20 protein-coding genes are annotated in these 19,630 nt (G+C 35.3%); 12 read left to right on the plus strand and 8 right to left on the minus strand.

Going from position 1 to position 19,630, the window contains the following annotated elements; all coding sequences use genetic code 11:
* Positions 1-80: 80 nt before the first annotated feature.
* The 6 genes from SCA31_RS12450 (at position 81) to SCA31_RS12475 (ending at position 6,118) form a co-directional block, all read left to right on the plus strand.
* Entirely contained in the window at positions 81-1,022 is a 942-nt protein-coding gene (locus tag SCA31_RS12450; protein WP_410697323.1) for a DUF2268 domain-containing putative Zn-dependent protease, read from the plus strand.
* A gap of 233 nt (positions 1,023-1,255) precedes the next feature.
* Positions 1,256-2,797 (plus strand): 2,3-bisphosphoglycerate-independent phosphoglycerate mutase, encoded by a 1,542-nt coding sequence (gpmI, locus tag SCA31_RS12455; RefSeq protein ID WP_410697324.1) that lies wholly within the window; start codon positions 1,256-1,258, stop codon positions 2,795-2,797.
* 150 nt (positions 2,798-2,947) lie between these two features.
* Entirely contained in the window at positions 2,948-3,925 is a 978-nt protein-coding gene (locus SCA31_RS12460; protein WP_410697325.1) for an acyl-ACP desaturase, read from the plus strand.
* A gap of 99 nt (positions 3,926-4,024) precedes the next feature.
* On the plus strand, positions 4,025-4,456 hold the full coding sequence (locus tag SCA31_RS12465) for a BT0820 family HAD-type phosphatase (protein ID WP_410697326.1): 432 nt from the start codon (positions 4,025-4,027) through the stop codon (positions 4,454-4,456).
* An 85-nt stretch (positions 4,457-4,541) separates the two neighbouring features.
* Positions 4,542-5,351, plus strand: a complete 810-nt coding sequence (gene map, locus SCA31_RS12470; RefSeq protein WP_410697327.1) for a type I methionyl aminopeptidase — start codon at positions 4,542-4,544, stop codon at positions 5,349-5,351.
* The gene (locus SCA31_RS12475) at positions 5,351-6,118 is read left to right on the plus strand and encodes a class I SAM-dependent methyltransferase (RefSeq protein ID WP_410697328.1); all 768 of its coding nucleotides are present in this window, start codon (positions 5,351-5,353) and stop codon (positions 6,116-6,118) included. Before map ends, SCA31_RS12475 begins: the two co-directional genes overlap by 1 nt.
* 94 nt (positions 6,119-6,212) lie before the next feature.
* Here the strand turns inward: SCA31_RS12475 and SCA31_RS12480 are convergent, their stop codons facing one another.
* Positions 6,213-6,542 (minus strand): DMT family transporter, encoded by a 330-nt coding sequence (locus SCA31_RS12480; protein ID WP_410697329.1) that lies wholly within the window; start codon positions 6,540-6,542, stop codon positions 6,213-6,215.
* Between the two features lie 69 nt (positions 6,543-6,611).
* A complete protein-coding gene (locus tag SCA31_RS12485; protein ID WP_410697330.1) occupies positions 6,612-7,175 on the minus strand; it encodes a Crp/Fnr family transcriptional regulator in 564 nt (187 codons plus the stop codon).
* A gap of 268 nt (positions 7,176-7,443) precedes the next feature.
* Here SCA31_RS12485 and era point away from each other — a divergent pair, with 268 nt between their 5' ends.
* The 3 genes from era to SCA31_RS12500 all read left to right on the plus strand — a co-directional run bounded on the left by era (position 7,444) and on the right by SCA31_RS12500 (position 11,370).
* Positions 7,444-8,319 (plus strand): GTPase Era, encoded by an 876-nt coding sequence (gene era, locus SCA31_RS12490; RefSeq protein WP_076355663.1) that lies wholly within the window; start codon positions 7,444-7,446, stop codon positions 8,317-8,319.
* Positions 8,320-8,386: 67 nt separating this feature from the next.
* On the plus strand, positions 8,387-8,815 hold the full coding sequence (locus SCA31_RS12495; protein ID WP_410697331.1) for a DoxX family protein: 429 nt from the start codon (positions 8,387-8,389) through the stop codon (positions 8,813-8,815).
* Between the two features lie 152 nt (positions 8,816-8,967).
* On the plus strand, positions 8,968-11,370 hold the full coding sequence (locus SCA31_RS12500) for a prolyl oligopeptidase family serine peptidase (RefSeq protein WP_410697332.1): 2,403 nt from the start codon (positions 8,968-8,970) through the stop codon (positions 11,368-11,370).
* 89 nt (positions 11,371-11,459) lie between these two features.
* On the opposite strand, the gene SCA31_RS12505 is transcribed toward SCA31_RS12500, so the two are convergent.
* On the minus strand, positions 11,460-12,149 hold the full coding sequence (locus tag SCA31_RS12505) for an HAD family hydrolase (protein ID WP_410697333.1): 690 nt from the start codon (positions 12,147-12,149) through the stop codon (positions 11,460-11,462).
* Positions 12,150-12,224: 75 nt separating this feature from the next.
* On the opposite strand from SCA31_RS12505, the gene SCA31_RS12510 reads away from it, so the two are divergent.
* From SCA31_RS12510 to SCA31_RS12520, 3 genes are all read left to right on the plus strand, one after another.
* On the plus strand, positions 12,225-12,785 hold the full coding sequence (locus SCA31_RS12510) for a Crp/Fnr family transcriptional regulator (protein ID WP_410697419.1): 561 nt from the start codon (positions 12,225-12,227) through the stop codon (positions 12,783-12,785).
* Positions 12,786-13,135: 350 nt separating this feature from the next.
* Complete coding sequence (locus SCA31_RS12515) at positions 13,136-13,639, plus strand: GNAT family N-acetyltransferase (protein WP_410697334.1); 504 nt, start codon at positions 13,136-13,138, stop codon at positions 13,637-13,639.
* Positions 13,640-13,657: 18 nt separating this feature from the next.
* Positions 13,658-14,206, plus strand: coding sequence for a hypothetical protein (locus SCA31_RS12520; protein ID WP_410697335.1), 549 nt, complete (start codon positions 13,658-13,660; stop codon positions 14,204-14,206).
* Positions 14,207-14,284: 78 nt separating this feature from the next.
* Here the strand turns inward: SCA31_RS12520 and SCA31_RS12525 are convergent, their stop codons facing one another.
* The 5 genes from SCA31_RS12525 to SCA31_RS12545 all read right to left on the minus strand — a co-directional run bounded on the left by SCA31_RS12525 (position 14,285) and on the right by SCA31_RS12545 (position 19,626).
* The gene (locus SCA31_RS12525) at positions 14,285-15,646 is read right to left on the minus strand and encodes an MATE family efflux transporter (protein WP_410697336.1); all 1,362 of its coding nucleotides are present in this window, start codon (positions 15,644-15,646) and stop codon (positions 14,285-14,287) included.
* Positions 15,647-15,747: 101 nt separating this feature from the next.
* The gene (locus SCA31_RS12530) at positions 15,748-16,932 is read right to left on the minus strand and encodes a sigma-54-dependent transcriptional regulator (protein ID WP_410697337.1); all 1,185 of its coding nucleotides are present in this window, start codon (positions 16,930-16,932) and stop codon (positions 15,748-15,750) included.
* 56 nt (positions 16,933-16,988) lie between these two features.
* Positions 16,989-17,648 (minus strand): YggS family pyridoxal phosphate-dependent enzyme, encoded by a 660-nt coding sequence (locus SCA31_RS12535; protein ID WP_410697338.1) that lies wholly within the window; start codon positions 17,646-17,648, stop codon positions 16,989-16,991.
* A 75-nt stretch (positions 17,649-17,723) separates the two neighbouring features.
* Positions 17,724-18,584: a polysaccharide deacetylase family protein gene (locus SCA31_RS12540; protein WP_410697339.1), complete on the minus strand. Its 861-nt coding sequence runs from the start codon at positions 18,582-18,584 to the stop codon at positions 17,724-17,726.
* A gap of 313 nt (positions 18,585-18,897) precedes the next feature.
* Positions 18,898-19,626 carry a DUF72 domain-containing protein gene (locus SCA31_RS12545; protein WP_410697340.1) on the minus strand — a complete coding sequence of 243 codons (729 nt, stop codon included), beginning with the start codon at positions 19,624-19,626 and terminating at the stop codon, positions 18,898-18,900.
* Between the last annotated feature and the right edge of the window lie 4 nt (positions 19,627-19,630).

A 19,630-nucleotide genomic window follows, 5' to 3' on the forward strand; every position in this document is an offset into this window, starting at 1 on the left:
ATGAGGTTTTAAATTTTTTTTAGGAAAATATGTTGAAGTTTTTCATATTTTTGGACCTTATTATAACCTTAAAAACTAATATGAAAGTCAACTTTGCTGTTGCTGTTTTGCTTCTCACTTTTGGGATAACCAATGCCCAAACCGGTTTTTCCAATGATCCTTTAAATGCTGTTTTTGAAACAAAGGATACCCATAATTTCTGGAAAGCATTCGATAAAATGGAAACCTCAAAGGAAAATCCCTTTGTAGATTATATGCAAAATGGTTCTGCCGGGGTAAAAGGTTTTACGAATAACAGGATTATCAATGCCGATTCATTATTTACAATGGTAAAAAGGAGAAAGGAGGATTATCTTAAAAGTCGTAATGTTCTGGCTGGTATCAATCAAAAGGAAAAAAGAATCAGAGCTATTTATACCGCATTGAAGTATTGGAATCCTGAAGCTAAATTTCCGCCAGTTTATTTTGTATATGGAAGATTCAATTCAGGTGGCACCATTTCTAAGGACGGAATTATCATCGGAACAGAAAAACTGAACAATCTGGATGGTATTGTATCACTTATTGCCCATGAATTGATCCATTATCAACAGGATAATAAAGGAAAGGATATCTTAATAAAATATGCTATAAAGGAGGGAAGTGCAGATTTTATCAGTGAGTTGATCTCCGGGGAGACCATTAATACCAGTACTCCTTATTATCAGTATGGTGAGGCTCATTCCGACAAATTATATAGAGAATTTGTGACTGCTTTAAAAACGGCTGATTCTACAGACTGGCTCTACGGAACAAGTAAAAAAGATGACCGCCCCAATGACCTTGGATATTGGATGGGATATAAGATTACAGAAGCTTATTTCAATAAACAGACTGATAAGCATAAAGCCATCCATGATATTCTAAATGTCACAGATCCTTTGATGTTCTTAAAGGAAAGTGGCTTTTTAGATCAATATATCAAAGAGTATACAAAGAAGAATAATATGAAATTTGATGACTTTTTTAAAGAACAGTTATAAGTGATTATATAAGATCTGCATTATCAACGTAATCAGCGAGAAAATAAATTAAAGTTATTCTATAGATCATCATCAGAGCCACTCAAAATACAAGATCATACAATCAATATTTTATAGAATTCTATTTTGTGAAAGGTATATACTATTGATTATGAGAAGTAAATGAAATTAAGGATTTCAAATTCTTCTATTCATCGGAAATTAGGTAAATTTGTATACTAAAGTTTTACAAAATGTCAAAAAAAGCAATATTAGCAATTCTTGACGGATGGGGATTGGGAACAAACCCGGACGTTTCTGCCATAGACAAAGCAAATACACCATTCATAGACAGCTGTTACAAAAAATTTCCACACACTACCCTTGAAGCAAGTGGTTTAGCTGTTGGCCTTCCAGTAGGACAAATGGGAAATTCTGAAGTAGGACACATGAATCTTGGAGCTGGAAGAGTAGTTTATCAAAACTTGGTAAAACTGAATATGGCTGTTGAAAACGGAACCCTCGGTCAGGAAAAAGTCATTCAGGATGCTTTTGAATACGCTAAAAAAGAAAATAAAAAAGTACATTTCATAGGATTGGTATCCAATGGAGGGGTACACTCACATATCAATCACCTAAAAGGGTTATTAACTGCTGCAAAGGAGTTCGGTTTAAATGAAAATGTCTTTGTACATGCATTTACAGACGGAAGAGACTGTGATCCACATTCAGGATTAGGGCTCATTGAAGAACTTCAGAATCATATGGAAGCCACCACCGGAAAACTCGCAACGGTTGTGGGAAGATATTTCGCAATGGACAGAGATAAAAGATGGGAGCGTGTAAAATTGGCCTACGATGCCCTTGTGGAAGGAGTAGGATTTGAAACAACAAATGCGCTGGCTGCCATTAAGGATTCATACGAAAATAATGTAACCGACGAGTTCCTGAAACCAATTATCTTGGTTAATACCACTGAAACCGGAAATGTTGTTCCCGTAGCAAAAATCATAGACAATGATGTGGTGATTAGCTTCAACTTCCGTACAGACAGAGGTAGAGAGATCACAGAAGTTCTTTCTCAAAAGGATTTTCCGGAATATTCTATGAAGAAATTAAACCTTTATTATATTACTTTGACCAACTATGATAAGACCTATCAAAATGTTCAGGTTGTTTTTGATGAAAATGTTTTAGAGGAGACTATGGGTGAAGTTCTTGAGAAAAACAACAGAACTCAGATCAGAATTGCTGAAACAGAAAAATATCCACACGTTACTTTTTTCTTTTCAGGAGGAAGAGAGGAAGAATTTAAAGGAGAAAAAAGGCTATTATGTCCAAGTCCTAAGGATGTTCCTACCTATGATTTAAAACCGGAAATGTCAGCATATGATATCACCAATGCCATTGTACCGGAATTGGAGCAGGGGACAGCTGATTTTGTTTGTCTAAACTTTGCCAATACAGATATGGTAGGGCATACAGGTGTTTTTGAAGCCGCTGTAAAAGCAGCAGAGACTGTAGATCAATGTATCGAAAAAGTAGCAACTGCAGCCTATGAAAACGGATATGCAGTATTTATTTTGGCTGATCACGGAAACTCTGATGTAATGCTAAATCCGGATGGAACTCCTAACACACAGCACTCTACCAATCTGGTGCCTTTTATTGTAATGGATAAAGACAAAACATGGAGCCTAAAACCAGGAAAACTGGGTGATGTAGCGCCTACTATCCTAAAGGTAATGGGAGTAGAAATACCAAATGCCATGACTGGAGATATTTTAGTTAGCTAAAATTCAATAATAATCATAAAAAAATGCCGTTATAATCATATATCGGCATTTTTTTATGATTTATGTCAGATAAGGTATGACTTGCATACTTTATTATGCGTTAAATAATAAATAAATCCTATCTTTGTTAATTAAAAACTGAATAGTAAAATGTATCAAAAGCTTGTTAGGAAAGAAGTAATGGGAATATTGGAAAAGGAAGTGGGTTCTTTTCTTGATAAATTTTTAACGCCAATTGAAAAGATATGGCAGCCTTCTGATTACCTGCCAGATCCTTCAAGCGATGATTTTAAACATGATTTAGAAGAGATTCAGACTTTTGCCCGTGAGATGCCGTATGATTTGTTTGTAACATTAATCGGCGATTGTATTACTGAAGAAGCTCTTCCATCCTATGAGTCTTGGCTAATGGGAGTGGATGGAGTAAATCAGGAAGAAAAAGTAGGCTGGGCAAACTGGGTGAGAGCCTGGACAGCTGAAGAAAACAGACATGGAGATTTATTAAATAAGTACCTATATCTGTGTGGAAGAGTAAATATGAGAGAAGTTGAGATCACTACTCAGTATCTGATCAATGATGGCTTCGACCTTGGTACAAGTATGGATCCGTACAGAAACTTTATTTATACAAGTTTCCAGGAAACGGCAACCAATATCTCTCACAGAAGAGTTGGAACATTGGCTAAACAGTCCGGAAACGGAAAATTAGCTAAAATGTGTGGAGTGATTGCTGCTGATGAAGCAAGACACGCTAAAGCTTACAAACATTTCGTAGCTAAAATCCTTGAAATAGACCCATCGGAAATGATCCTTGCGTTTGAAGACATGATGCGTAAGAAGATTGTAATGCCAGCTCACCTGATGAGACAATCAGGACAGAAAGCAGGAGAACTTTGGGGACATTTCTCAGATGCTGCACAAAGATGTATGGTATACACCGGTCATGATTATATTAATATTATGAAAGATCTTCTTGATGAATGGAAGATTGAACACGTAAAAGGCCTTTCAGAAAAAGCAGAAAAAGCTCAGGAATACCTGATGAAACTTCCTGCAAGACTACAGAAGATTACTGATAGAGTTTCTACACCAGATCTTCAGTTCCAGTTTAACTGGGTAAAGAGCTAGTAGAACCATATTATTATTTAAATTATAAAACTATTGAGTGCCTTTCTTTTTGGCACTCTTTTTTATTTCTTATCTTTGCAAAGCTAAAAAAAGAACAAAATGTTAAATAATAAAAAGATTGCTGTTGACTTTGACGGAACTGTTGTGGATGATGCTTATCCGGCAATTGGAAAACCGAAGATTTTCGCTTTTGAAACTTTAAAAAGGCTTCAGGCAGAAGGATTCAGACTTATTCTTTGGACATATAGACACGGAAAAACGTTAGATGAAGCTGTAGAATTCTGCAAAAAGAACGGGATAGAATTTTATGCGGTAAACTCAAGTTTCGAAGGAGAAGTTTTTGATCCTGAAAATCAATCCAGAAAATTGGATGCAGACTGGTTCATCGATGATAGAAACATAGGTGGATTTCCAGGATGGGGCGAAATCTATAATATCATTCAGGAAAGAATAGAATTCCGTGTAGAAGGAAAAGAAGTTCTTGCCTATTCAAAACTTAAAAAAGAAAAGAAAAAAGGACTTTTCTGGTAAGAAAAAATATAACAATCTAGCAGTGTACCAATTCATCAATCAATATTGCTACACTGATACATTAATACATTGGTAAATTAATACAATGATTCAATTAAAAACAATAGACGAACTGCGTCTGATGAAGGAGAGCGCCCGATTGGTTTCTAAAACCTTGGGAATGTTGGCAAAGGAAATAAAACCGGGAATTAACACATTATATTTGGATAAACTAGCTCATGATTTTATCAAAGATCACGGTGCTGAACCTGCTTTCTTAGGATATGGAGGCTTTCCAAACTCTCTGTGTATTTCTCCCAATGAGCAGGTAGTTCATGGTTTCCCAAACAATGAGGTTGTAAAAGAAGGAGACGTTCTTTCTGTAGACTGTGGTGTTATTCTTAACGGGTTTGTAGGAGATCATGCTTACACCTTCGAAATTGGTGAAGTAAAACCAGAGGTGAAAAAACTATTACAGGTTGCTAAAGAATCTCTTTATAAAGGAATTGAGCAATGTATCAGAGGAAAGAGAATCGGAGATATTTCCCATGCGATCCAGGCACATTGTGAAAAAGAAGGATATGGAGTGGTAAGAGAACTTGTAGGACATGGCTTAGGAAGAAAAATGCACGAAGATCCACAAGTGCCTAATTATGGTAAACAAGGAAGCGGAAAAGTAATCAAGGACGGGTTGGCAATTGCCATCGAGCCTATGATTAACCTTGGAACTGAAAAGGTGAAATTCCATAGTGATGGCTGGACAGTAACAACTTTGGATGACCTGCCGTCTGCTCACTTTGAACATGACGTAGCAGTAATTAACGGTAAGCCGGTATTGCTTTCAACATTTGATTATGTATACGAAGCCCTTGGGATTGTAAGTGACGAAGAAAAGCCTTTCCAACTGGATTTTTAATGAAGAAGATAACTAAGCTTTTACTGAATAAAATTCCACGTCCGATGCTGATTAAAATAAGCATCTGGGCAAGACCGCTTATTTATCAGTTTTTTAAAGGAGATACATTTTATGATCCCATTGATGGAAGGTCATACCGGAAATTTCTGCCTTACGGATACGGAAAACAAAGGGAAAATGCCCTTTCTCCGGGTACCCTGAGCTTGGAGAGACACCGCCAGATGTGGTTGTATCTTCAAAATGAAACCGATTTCTTTATTAAAAGCTATAAAGTTCTGCATATTGCTCCCGAACAAGAATTTTTAAGGAAATTCAAGAGGATGAGTAACCTGAACTATATTTCTGCTGACTTATATTCGCCGATTGTAGATGTAAAAGCTGATATTTTGGATCTACCTTTCGAAAATGAAAGCTTTGATATTGTTTTCTGTAACCATGTTTTGGAACATATTGAAGATGATGCAAAAGCAATCAGTGAATTATATAGAGTAATGAAACCTGGCGGTTGGGGAATTCTTCAGGTTCCGATGAGAAATTCATTGGAAAAGACCTATGAAGATTCTACCATAAAAGATCCAAAGGAGCGTCAAAAGCATTTCGGACAATATGATCATGTTCGTTGGTACGGGATGGATTATTTCGACCGTTTAAGAAAAGCAGGTTTCGAAACAGAACCTAATTTCTACTCTCAGAAATTTTCAGAAGAAGAAATAAAAAAATACGGGTTGAGAAGCAACGAGATTCTTCCTGTGGTTTTCAAAAAATAATACAGCACTACGCTGAAAAAATAAAACCGTCTTCATTAACGAAGACGGTTTTATTTTTAAACTAGATAGAAATTATTTTTACAGTTCCTGCTTCTTAGTGAGAAGAAACCGCTTTTAATCCGATTACTGAACCAATTAAGGTGATGATAAAGAATACTCTCCAGAAACTTACCGGATCTTTAAAGAAAAAGATTCCCATTAAGACAGTTCCTACTACTCCAATTCCTGTCCATACAGCGTAAGCTGTACCGATAGGTAATGTGTGAGTTGCTTTGATAAGCAAAAGCATGCTTATAGTCATCGTTATCAGGAAGCCTGTGTACCAAAGATACATCTCTGTTCCTGATGTCTCTTTTGCCTTTCCTAGACATGAAGCGAAGGCAACTTCAAATAATCCTGCGATAACTAATATGATCCAATTCATTTTGTAAATTTTTCTACTGCAAATTTCAGAATTTATGAGCAGAAAAAATTTTACAATTGTTAAAAAATACTACTTTATCTCTGCCCGAATTCTGCTTAAGCTTACTTGGGTTATTCCAAGATAAGATGCAATGTGACCAAGCTGAACCCTCTTTAATAAATCTGGCTGATGCAAGATAATATCCTTATACCGCTCCAATGATGTTTTGAATTGTCTTGAAATGATGAGCTCTTCTGATTTTATCATTTCAGCTTCTGCAAGTTTTCTACCCCAGTTGGCAATATGAATATCCTCATTGAACAATGTTCTGAGGTTCTCTGTTTCCAGTCTGTATAAATCACAATCTTCCAGCAGCTCAATGCTTTCATAGCCGGGTTTGTCTTCCACATAACTTTTCATAGAAAGTACACATTGGCCTTCGCTTCCGAACCAGAATGTAATATCATTGTCGGACGTTGAAGAATAAGCACGCGCAATTCCTTTACGGATAAAATAGAGGTGTGGTATCACCTTATCTGCCTCCATCAGGCAATATCCTTTTGGATGAGAAACTTCTGTGATATATTCTTTTAAGCTATTTTTGGAAGCCTCAGGAAGTATATAAATTTGATCAAGAATCTGGTCTATATTCATAAATATGAATTCTAATATTCAAAAGTATCAGTTTTAAGTAATGTGATACAAAATAATCTGAAGATTTTTTATGGTTATATTAAATAATAAGGTGAGCGATCCCGTCGAGTTTTCCATTTGGTTCCACAAAGAAAGGAATTCGGGCTTTAATATTTCTTTTTGCAGCATACCGTAAGATTATATAACTCTCTTTTTTCTTTTAAATATTGAGATTAACCGTAAAGACCAATTTTGTTTTAGTAACTTTGCAATTCGTAATATTATTTTTATGCACAAAGCTGGATTTGTAAATATAGTTGGAAAGCCGAACGCCGGAAAATCTACACTACTTAACCAATTGATGGGAGAGAAGTTGGCGATTGTAACGCAGAAAGCTCAGACAACCCGTCACAGAATTTTTGGTATTTATAATGAAGAAGATCTTCAAATCGTATTTTCTGATACTCCAGGAGTATTGGATCCTAAATACGGATTGCAGGAAAAAATGATGGATTTTGTAAAGGATTCCCTGCAGGATGCTGATGTATTCCTGTTTATTGTAGATGTAACTGATAAAGCTGAACCATCAGAGTTCCTGATTGATAAATTAAATAAAATTCCTGTTCCTGTACTTCTTTTATTAAACAAAGTAGACCAAACTGATCAGGCTGGTCTTGAAAAATTAGTAGAAGACTGGCACAACAGAATTCCTAAAGCTGAAATTCTTCCAATTTCTGCCCTGAATGCCTTTAATACAGAAATTATTCTCCCTAAATTAAAGTCTTTATTACCTGAAAACCCACCTTACTATGATAAGGATCAGTATACAGACAAACCGGAAAGGTTCTTCGTAAATGAGGCCATCCGTGAGAAAATTCTTTTAAACTATGACAAGGAGATACCATATTCTGTGGAAGTGGTTACCGAGCAATTCAAGGAAAAAGAGGGAATTATCTTTATAGACTCTATTATCTATGTAGAAAGAGATACTCAGAAAGGAATTATTATTGGTCATAAAGGTGAGGCTATCAAGAAAGTAGGGACAGATGCAAGGCTAGATCTTGAAAAATTCTTTTCCAAAAAAATTCACCTGAATTTATTCGTAAAGGTAAAAAAGGATTGGAGAAAGAATGATCGTGACTTGAAAAATTTCGGGTACAGATAGATTAAAAACACTGTAGATTCCGTTGTATTAAAAGATTTTTATTAACTTAGTCTAAATTTTTTAGTAAATGAACTATAATAAATCAAATTCAAGCTCAATACCTAAAGATATTATTTTATTAGCAGTGAGAGTATTTGTAGGTTTTGCAATGCTTTCTCATGGATATCCAAAGCTCCAAATGCTATTGGCAGGCGGTAAAATTGAATTTTTTGATTTTATGGGGTTAGGTCCACAGATTTCACTGATTCTTACGGTGCTTGCTGAATTTGTTTGTTCAATTTTACTGATATTAGGTCTTTTTACAAGGATTTCCTTAGGTTTTTTGATCTTTACAATGGTTATTGCAGGATTTGTAGTTCATGGGGCAGACCCATTTGAGAAAAGAGAGATGAGTCTTATTTATCTTTCTGTTTATCTTCTTCTGATGATTATCGGAGCCGGAAAGGTTTCTGTAGATCATATGATTGAAAGAAGAAAAAGGGCTTCAGACTGGTAAAAACTTCCTGAATATAATATAAAAGAGCATCAAGAGATGCTCTTTTTTTATTGGAGTTATTTTTAAAATTGTCTTTATCTTCAGATGTTGTGCGCGATTTGGTATGTTGGTAATTATCCAAAAATCACTACATTCGTGGAAAATGAATCTATATGAAGATAAAGCTGACAATTTGCCTTCTGGCATTTCTCAATTTTTATGATGCGCAGGAGAATATTACCTATCAAAAGCCCTCTGCAGAAATTCTTAAACTAGCAGATTATGAAAGGCCGCCCGCTGTTCTGATGAACAGTAAGAAAGACTGGGTTGTGTTTACCTACAGACCGGCTTATAAAACGCTGAATGACCTTAACCAGCAGGAAATGAAGCTGGGAGGGCTAAGGATAAACCCGGTTACTAATATTGCGAGTACTGTTACTTATTTTAATAATCTTAAAATAAGAAAGATAGGTGATAAAAATGAGACTCAGGTAAAAAACCTACCATCAGAAGCTAAAATTGCACATCTTTTATTTTCACCGGACGAAAAAAAACTGGCCTTTACCAATACTACGGATAAAGGGGTGGAGCTGTGGATCATAGACATGCAAACCGCTGCTGCAAAAAAGATTACTCAAGACGTTTTGAACGCGAATTTAGGATATCCATATATCTGGTATAATGATTCGCAAAGTCTATTGATAAGAACACTTCCTCAAAACAGACCTGCCCTGATTGATTCAAGCAAGGATCTTCCAACAGGACCTATTGTTTCTACAGCAGATGGAAAGGTTTCACAAAATAGAACATATCAGGATCTTTTGAAAAATCCACAGGATGAGAAGAACTTTGAGGTTCTTGTATCTTCTGAAGTTTATAACGTAGATCTGAACGGAAACCTTAAGAAGCTTATGGATAAAGATATGTATTCAGGGTTAAGCTTTTCTCCGGATGGTAATTACTTATTGACAACGACAATTAAAAAACCATTCTCCTATATTGTTCCACTGAACAGATTTCCTTCAACGTCAACTGTATATGATACGAAAGGAAATGTTGTGAAAGTGGTAAACGAAGTTCCGCTTAATGAGATCATGCCAAAGGGCTTTTCATCTGTAAGAACAGGGAAAAGAGATATGAATTGGAGAAGTGATGCTCCGGCAGCTTTAGTATATACTGAAGCTCTTGATGGAGGAAATCAGCATAAAGCTGCTGAATATCGAGACGAAATCTTTACTTGGGAGGCTCCGTTTACGGCTGCTCCAAAATCTTTCTTCAAAATGAAGCAGAGATATGAAGATATTAATTGGACCAATGATCATTATGCTGTAGTCTCTGAAGAATGGTATGACACCAGAAACACAAAATCATTCCTGATTGATCTTAATAACGGAGAATCAAAGGTAATTGATGACAGAAATGTTCAGGATGTTTACCGTAATCCGGGTAAGTTTAACAAGGTTAAAAACCAATATGGAAGGTCTGTTATCGAAGTAAAAGGAGGGAAGACCTATCTGATAGGTGACGGATTTACAAAAGACGGACAGCATCCTTTTATTGATGAAATGGATGTTAAATCACTTAAAAAGAAAAGGCTGTATACATCAAACGTAAAGAATGCAAAGGAAAATATTGTTGATATTCTGAATCCATCAAAAGGAGAGATTTTGACAACTCAGGAGGCTTCAAACCAGTATCCAAACTATTTTAAAAAGAATATTAAGTCCAATAAAACAGAGGCTGTAACTTATTTTGCCAATCCCTTTGAAAGTATCAAGGATATTCATAAGGAAATTATTACCTACAAAAGGAATGATGGAGTTACCCTGAGCGGAATTCTTTATCTGCCTGCAGGCTATGACAGAAAGGCAAAAAATGAAAAGCTTCCCTTGCTAATCTGGGCTTATCCAAGAGAGTATAAAGATAAAAATACAGCAGGCCAAAGTACTCAGAATGATAATGATTTTACTTTTCCGACTTACGGATCTTTTGTATACTGGACTACTAAAGGATATGCCGTGTTAGATCATGCTGCTTTCCCAATTATTGGAGAAGGAAAAACGGAGCCGAACGATACCTTCATTACTCAGTTAGTTGCCAATGCAGATGCAGCAATTAACGCGGTAGATCAGCTAGGGTATATTGATAAAAAGAAAGTAGCTGTAGGAGGACATTCCTATGGAGCCTTTATGACGGCTAATCTTTTGACTCATTCTCATCTCTTTGCTTGTGGTATTGCTAGAAGTGGGGCTTATAACAGAACGCTGACTCCATTCGGATTCCAGACTGAACAAAGAAATTATTGGGATGTTCCGGAAGTTTATAACACAATGTCTCCGTTTATGAATGCCGATAAAATGAAAACACCACTCCTTTTGATTCATGGTGATGCAGATAACAATCCTGGGACTTTTACTTTACAGACTGAAAGATATTTCCAGGCCTTGAAAAACCTTGGTGCTCCGGTAAGAATGGTTCTTCTTCCTAAAGAATCCCACGGATATCAGGCTAAAGAGAATATTCTTCACGTTTTATGGGAGCAGGATCAGTTCCTTGAAAAGTGTTTGAAAAAATAATAGATAGAAAGAGGTTGTTTATTGCAAACAACCTCTTTTTTATTTGAGTAGAATAATTCAATTTTCAAGTAATTCCTAAGTTTAAAAAATCATAAGTATTTCAATATTTCATCAATACTTTTTAATTCCATAAAATGTTCATGTTCTAAATTCACATCATGCTGTTCGTGGTTCCATGTGATATGATAAGGAATATGGGCTGCAGATCCTCCGATTTCCAATACTGGCAGAACATCAGATTTAATGGAGTTTCCTAGCATTAGAAAGTTTTCCGGCAGGCAGTCAAGATGTTTCAATAACTTTTTATAATCATTTTCTTTCTTGTCACTCATGATCTCGATATGGTGGAAATAATACTGTAATCCTGAGTTTTTCAGTTTACGTTCCTGATCCAGCAAATCTCCTTTTGTGGCTACCACCAGTCTGTATTTTCCTTTTAAACTGTCCAGCGTATCCGTAACTCCATCTAAAAGCTCAATGGGTTTTTGCAGAAGTTCCTGACCCAATTCAATAGCTTTGTTCACCAGCTGCAAAGATGCGGTATTATGGGTAACCCTGCTGATGGTTTCAATCATACAAAGCATGAAGCCTTTTACTCCATACCCATACAAATGCAGGTTTTGCATTTCGGTCTTGAATAATTCCTGAGAAACAGAGTGCTGAGGAAGATAGTCTTCTAAAAGTATACAGAATTCTTTTTCTGCCTCCTGAAAATAAGGCTCATTCACCCAAAGAGTATCATCTGCATCAAAAGCTATGGTCGTAATGTGATTATTCATTTTAGTTTTGTAATTTTCCGCTTCAAATTTCAACATAAAAAATAAAACACCAAAGGACAATTGTCCCGAATGAATATGCTAAGGACCAATCAATCATTTTTAAGCTATCTTGAAGAACTTTATCATAAAGAGAATGGAGAAGATATTGTACCGCAGACTTTTTCCAGTGGCGAAAAGTTATTGATTCAGGATGAGCCTCTTTCCAAAGTCATGCTCATTAAGGACGGTATTGTAAAATGTTATTTTGCTGAGGAAAACGGAAAGGAATATATTGTTGAGTTTCTGGGGAGTGGAGAAATTATTGGAGAGGTGGAATTGATAAAGAATATTCCTTGTCTGTGTGGGATTGAAGCACTGACTGATGTTACAGTTTATACCATAAACCTGAGCCATTTTAAGAGCCTGATTAAAAATGATCTTATCCTGAACAATTTACTATTGGATTCCTTTGCAGAACGGATTATCAATACCTCCAGCAGGGCTTCTTATCAACAGCTTTATACCATAGAGCATACCTTGGCACAACTGCTTAAAATGCAGTTAAAACAGAATATTGAAATTTCAAAGGAAAATATGGCTGCCTATCTGGGAATTACAGTGAGAAGCTTAAATAGGATTTTAAAAGATTTGAAATAAGTATTATTTGCAAAGAATATGAATCTGTCGTGCTATTTTTAAAACGAAAGAAAATCAAATAACTTCAGGAAGTATGTGGATGCAATTCTATTTATAATATTCAGGATTCAATTTTATCGGAGATAAAATCTTTGCGTCTTAAAATATCAAAAGCTTTCAAATCCATTGCGCCTTTGCGATTTAAATATTTGTGTTGATCCTATTTTTTTTATTTGAAATTTAATAATTATTGTTTGTTATTGGGGGTTTGATTGGTTTTTGTGTTGAAATTTATATAAAATAATTAAATTCTAAAGGGGTCTTTCTAAAATTTATTATTTTTGTAGTAAAATAAGTTTGATTTAATATCAATGGAAGAATTAAAGTTCAGAAATGCTGAGTTGGCGGATTTAAACACAATCGTAGCTATATACAACTCTACAGTGGCTTCAAGAATGGTGACGGCTGATGTGGAGGAAGTCTCCGTAGAAAGCAAACAAAAATGGTTTGATGAGCATAATCCTGAAACAAGACCACTCTGGATTGTTGAAGACCACGAAGACCAGATTATAGGGTGGGTAAGTTTTAGTTCATTCCATGAAAGACCAGCGTATAGCGGAACGGTGGAAGTGAGTATCTATCTGGATGAAAGCTGTAGAGGAAAAGGCTATGGTAAGATCATTCTTCAGTATTGTATTGATAATGCCGGAAAATTTGGAGTGAATACCCTTGTAGTACTTATCTTTCTTCATAACGAGCCAAGTCTGAAGTTGTTCAGGTACTTTGGGTTTGAAGACTGGGGGAAACTTCCCGATGTCGCTGTTTTGGATGGGATTGAAAGAAGTCTAGTAATTTTAGGTAAAAGGATTAAATAAAATATTAATTTACTTTCCATGAATAATATACTAATGGTTCTATTTGCTTTTGTTTTTTTTATTCAAGGAAAAGGGCAATTAGATCATATTAATAGTGGAAAATATCATCCTGCAAAAGAGCATTTTGAAATCCAATATCAAAGGCAAGAACATTCAAGATTTTTGAGATCACAAATCAGAATTGAAAAGAATAGGGTTGTCATGAATGTTATTAATATTATTGAATTTTCTGAAAGTTTAGATGATAAATATAAATTTATTCTTGAAAATGGATTGTTAAATCCAGTAAGGATTAATGGAAGTCCAGTGCTAAAAATTTCAGTTATAGATGAATTGCCTTTACTTAGTACAGATCCTCAAACTAAAAGATTTAAGCTATGGATATTTGTTCGGGAAAATGGATCCTTGAAACAAGAAATATTAGAAAATTTATTGAAGAATAGTGTAAATCCTCATGAATATTATTTTGAACTCTACAATGAAAATGCTGATATAAATACAAGTTTTAATGAATTTGTAGAACGTGCAAAATTGACGTATATAGGATATGGTGGGATTATAATTTAATTAATATTTGAAAATCTACGACGTATAAGTTTATAATAATAAAAAAGGCTGCTTCTATTGAAACAGCCTTTTTCAGTATTATATATTCTGCTTAATTCTCTTGGCAGACATATTCAGGAATCGTTTAACAAGGAAAACAGCAGACACCGTTAATCCAAGTCCAAGGGCGATCCACATTCCGAAAGCTCCCATTTCCAATGTAACACAAAAGAAATATCCTAAAGGAATCGTAATAACCCAATAAGCGATAAAGGTATAAATGGATGGTATTTTAACATCCTGCAAACCTCTCAGCATTCCTAAAGCCGTTACCTGAATCCCATCAGAAAGCTGGAATAAAGCGGCAATAATCATTAGTTTTGAAGCAAGGGTAATTACTTCAACCTCTTCTTTTTTCGTGAAGAATGTCGGTAATATATTTCGGCCCAGCACGAAGAATAATCCACAGATACACATAAAGATAAATGCAATCTTTAAATTATTGATTCCGACTTTTCTTAATTCAACAAAGTTCTGTTCACCCAATTTTCTTCCGATCATAACAGTAGAAGCTACACTGAACCCAACACAAAGGTTGAATGTAAATGACGCCATACTCAATGCAATCTGGTGAGAAGCAATGTCATGGGCAGAGATCAATCCGCAGATAAAGGCAGCACCTGCAAAGGCGGTTACCTCAAAGAACATCTGTAAAGCTGTAGGTAATCCCAGTTTTACCATTTTATCAAACATAGCCTTAGAAAAGCCCTGCACCTTCAAAGAAAAGTCTTTGATATAGCGTCTTGTTCTCTCTTCCTTAATCAATACAAAATAAAGGAAAACAACCATAAAGATTCTGGAAATCAAAGTAGCTAACGCAGATCCTTTTACTCCCATTGGAGGTATTCCCCAAAGTCCTTTAATAAACACGTAGTTTAAGACGATATTGATGATATTGGCAATGATGGTAGCCTTGGTAACCCCAATGGTATAGGATAGTCCCTCTGATACCTCACGAAGCGTTTGGAAAGCCATAATCGGTATCATACTGACCACCATGATACTTAAAAAGCCTATGGTGTCAGGAATGATCTTTGCCGGCTGTCCGGAATGATGAAGTAGAGGCATTAATGCAAATAAAACGAGCATAAGAATTACTCCTACCGCCATATTGATGACAAAACCATGACTGAACACGGAATTAATAGTAGTATGATCCTCTTTCGAGTGTGCTTCTGAAACCAATGGTGGTATGGCAAATGAAAATCCAAGTGCTAATACAAATATGGAGAAGAAAACCGCATTTCCTAATGAAACAGAAGCCAAGGCATCTGCTCCCAAAAGTTTTCCGACAATAATATTGTCGAATAAATTTACTGAAACTTGCCCTACCTGGGTGAGCATCACAGGCAGAGCCAAAGTCAGGCATTCTTTTGTGTAGTTTTTGTTTAAAAATTTCATAATATTTTAAGATTCATATAGTTTATAATTCAAATAGTCCAAAAAAAAAATTTGCAGTAGTGATACTGCAAATTTTTATAATATTGTAAATAATAGCTTTATTATTTCCTTACAAAACTTGCAACGTCATCTGCAGAAACAGTATTTCCACCAAGAATAATTAATCTTTCAACAACATTCCTTAATTCTCTGATATTTCCAGTCCATGAAAGTGCTTTTAAAGCATCAATAGCTTTATCATCAAACTTTTTCATAGCAGTACCATGCTCATCAGCAATCATACCAGAGAAATGTTCAACCAATAATTTGATATCCTCTTTTCTGTCATCCAATGGCGGAACATAGATTTCAATTACAGAAAGTCTGTGGTAAAGGTCTTCTCTGAATTTCCCTTCCTCAATTTCTTTCTGCATATTTTTATTAGTCGCCGCAATTACTCTTACGTCAACTTTTATTTCCTTATCGCTTCCTACAGGAGAAACCTTGCTTTCCTGAAGCGCTCTCAATACCTTAGCCTGAGCAATAAGGCTCATATCTCCAATTTCATCAAGGAAGATAGTACCACCGTTAGCCTGTTCAAATTTTCCTTGCTTATCCTTGATAGCACCGGTAAAAGAACCCTTTACATGTCCGAAAAGCTCAGATTCAATAAGTTCAGATGGGATTGCAGCACAGTTTACTTCAATCATTGGTCCTCTTGCACGCTCGCTTTGGTTATGGATAGCATGAGCTACCAATTCCTTTCCAGCACCATTGGGTCCTGTAATCAAAACTCGGGCATCGGAAACGGCTACCTTTTCGATCATATCCTGAATCTTCTGCAAGGCAGGAGAGGTACCGATCATTTGGTATTTTTTGTTAACTTTTCTTTTTAAGGTTTTGTTTTCAGTCTGAAGATTTTTGTTTTCTTTCTTCAGAGTTTCCTTAGCCAGCGCATTTTTTACACTGGTGATCAGTCTGTTGATGTCAATTGGCTTGGAGATAAAGTCATATGCACCCTCTTTCAAACAGGAAACAGCAGAATCGATGTCTGCGTGACCTGAGATCATGATAAAAGTAGTTTCTGGTTTTAATATAAGACTCTGCTTTAAAAGTTCAGTTCCAGAAAGTTTAGGCATTTTGATATCAGAAATCACCAGTGCGAAGTCTTCTTTTTCTACCTGCTTGTAACCTTCAAGGCCATCTTCAGCGATAACAAATTCATATTCTGTAAGTTCATCAGACAGAATACTGTGAAGTACTCCCGAGATTGCTTTTTCGTCTTCTACTATAAGGATTTTTTGCATAGTTGCAAATTTAAATTTTTTGTTTCAATTATTAGCAAAAACCATACCTAAAAATTCTATTTAGAATAGTCTCTTCTCCCAAAAATGGCAGATCCAACCCTTACAGAATTAGCCCCACATTCAATGGCTATGGGGAAATCATCACTCATTCCCATTGATAAGGTTTTTAATGGTTTTAGTTGATTTAATTCATCAAAAAGACCTTTTAAAGTTAAAAACTCATTTCTGATTTGCTGCTCATTATCCGTAAAAGTAGCCATTCCCATCAAGCCTGTAATCTCAATGTGAGGAAAACTTCCCGCAACATACTGTTGGAAAAGATCTTTAGCTTCTGATATTTCAAATCCAAATTTACTTTCCTCAGCTGCTATTTTTACTTGAAGCAGAACCTTAATTGTTCTCTCATTTTTTCCTGACTCCTTGTTGATCTCAGTTAATAATTTTTGAGAATCTACACTTTGTATGGTATCTATAAATGGAGCAATATACTTTACTTTATTGGTTTGCAAATGCCCAATCAGGTGCCATTGGATGTCTTTAGGCAGGAGAGGGGATTTTTCCATCAATTCCTGAACCTTGTTTTCTCCAAAAACTCTTTGGCCAAGATCATAAACTTCCTGTATAGCAGAAACTGGATGCGTTTTTGAAACCGCAACCAGTTGAACATCTGACGAAAGCTGATCTTTTATATCTTGATAATTTTCCTTAATACTCATAAATGCAAATTTCCGAAATTTACCTGAGAGTTCCCAGTTAACAATACCTTTTACACTGTATTTTTATAAAATAGATTAATTCAAAACCTCGTTTATCTTCGGATATTGAGAAATCTTTCTGAAAACAAATCGGTTGCTTTTCTGTAGTTTTTCAATAAACAGATCCAATTCATTGATAGAGTCTGTGTCTCTAAGATATTGGTCGTGAGTTAAAAATACAAGGTGTCTTGATGTTTTTTCAAGATCATTCAGGAAGATACTGTCTACTTTTTTCAGCATGGCTTCATGGCTTCCCTTCAATGTCATTTTCTGAGAAGGTCTCCATTCAAGATCCCAACCGATTACTTTATATCCTGCTTTTTTAAGGCCATCTGCCGCTGCAGTGGAGCCTTTAATATCAGTTACGTTAATATTGTTTAGTCTCCAAATATTTCTGCCTGGGGTTCTTGCTATTTTATCATGAAGCTTAAGGCTGTCTTTAGCGATATCAAAATCATGAACAACACTTTCTGCACTTCTGTAAAAATCAGTGTATTTGTTATGGGCATGCGTAAAGCTATGATTCGCTAATTCAATCAGTGGATTTTGCTTCAAAAGTTCAAAGTCTTTCTTTTGTTTTGTACTTCCATATGCATGTTTTCCAACTAAAAAAGCGGTTGCACAAACATTTCTTTTGTCAAGGATTTTTAAAAGATTTTCTGTACCCTGGTTGGGGCCGTCATCAAAGGTAAGGTAGATTACTCTTTTATCCGGATCTACATTTTCATCATCTATCTTGGTGACGGGTTCTGCGGTAGGATGTTCCTGCGAGCTGACAGAGTCATTCACTTCATTCTTAAAATTACAGCTGTTCAGTAGAACAGAAGTTGCACTCACCAATGCAAACATCCCGAGAAAAGTCCTATTTCGTGACTTTCCCGCAAAAATTTTTCTCATAAGGGTAATGGAAATTAAATTGTTAAAAATCGTTAAAAATAACGCTTGAATGTTAACAAATTATATGCCATTGATTGCCATGTTTTACTAATTTAAGGATATTTTAAGAACTTTGTTTTAAGGGTATTTTTTATTAAAATACTTATTGAGAAGTTATATTTTCGGTTTCTATAATTTTTAACATTTATAAATACGAAAACGATAGTTATTCTCTATTTTTTATTGAGATTTACGAATTCTTCAAATGGCTGGGAATTATTTTTTTTAACAAATAAGCTGAGACCGTTTAATAAGGATAAATACAACTAAGACTTTATTTTAAAATCTTTTTAAGATAGGAGGCGTTTTTAATGGCAGAAGTTCCCCATGTATTATTGAAGAATATGAAAATTGTTTGCGTGCTTGTTTTAATGCTTTTTGCAAGGTTGTTAAGAACACTGGTGCTGTACTCAGATTTGTAAAGAATAGGTTTTCCATGCAGTCTGTAATAGATGATTTCAGCATGATTGATGATAAAGTCTTCAGGAAGATTGTTGGGGAAGCTTACTCCGGAAAAAACAATATTTACATTTCCGAGGGTTTCAAAAATTTCTTTACTCCACCAAGATTCATGGCGAAATTCAATTACATTTAAGAAATTGAAATCAATATTATTGATGATATTGTTGGTATTCTCCGGCGTATTTTTAAAAGATGGCGGAAATTGATATAAAAAGCCGGAAAGTTTATGTTTAAGATGATTCTGTATATGTTTGCAGAATACTTTAATATCTTCTGCTGAATCTGTAAGACGGGCCAGATGGGTGATAGATTTTGGAATTTTAATGAAAAACCTGAATGGGTCGGGGGTTTCATCATACCATTTTAAAAGTGTTTTAGCCGTTGGAATTCTATAAAATGTTGAATTGATTTCCACCGCATTAAAGGTTTTGGCATATATTGAAAGAAAATCTTTACTTTGAACATCTTCAGGGTATAATGACCCTTTCCAGTCATTATTGTAAAATCCTGAACATCCAATGTAAAGATTTTCTTTTTTCATACTG

The sequence above is a fragment of the Chryseobacterium sp. SIMBA_028 genome (genome assembly GCF_046535285.1).
Classification (GTDB): Bacteria; Bacteroidota; Bacteroidia; order Flavobacteriales; family Weeksellaceae; genus Chryseobacterium.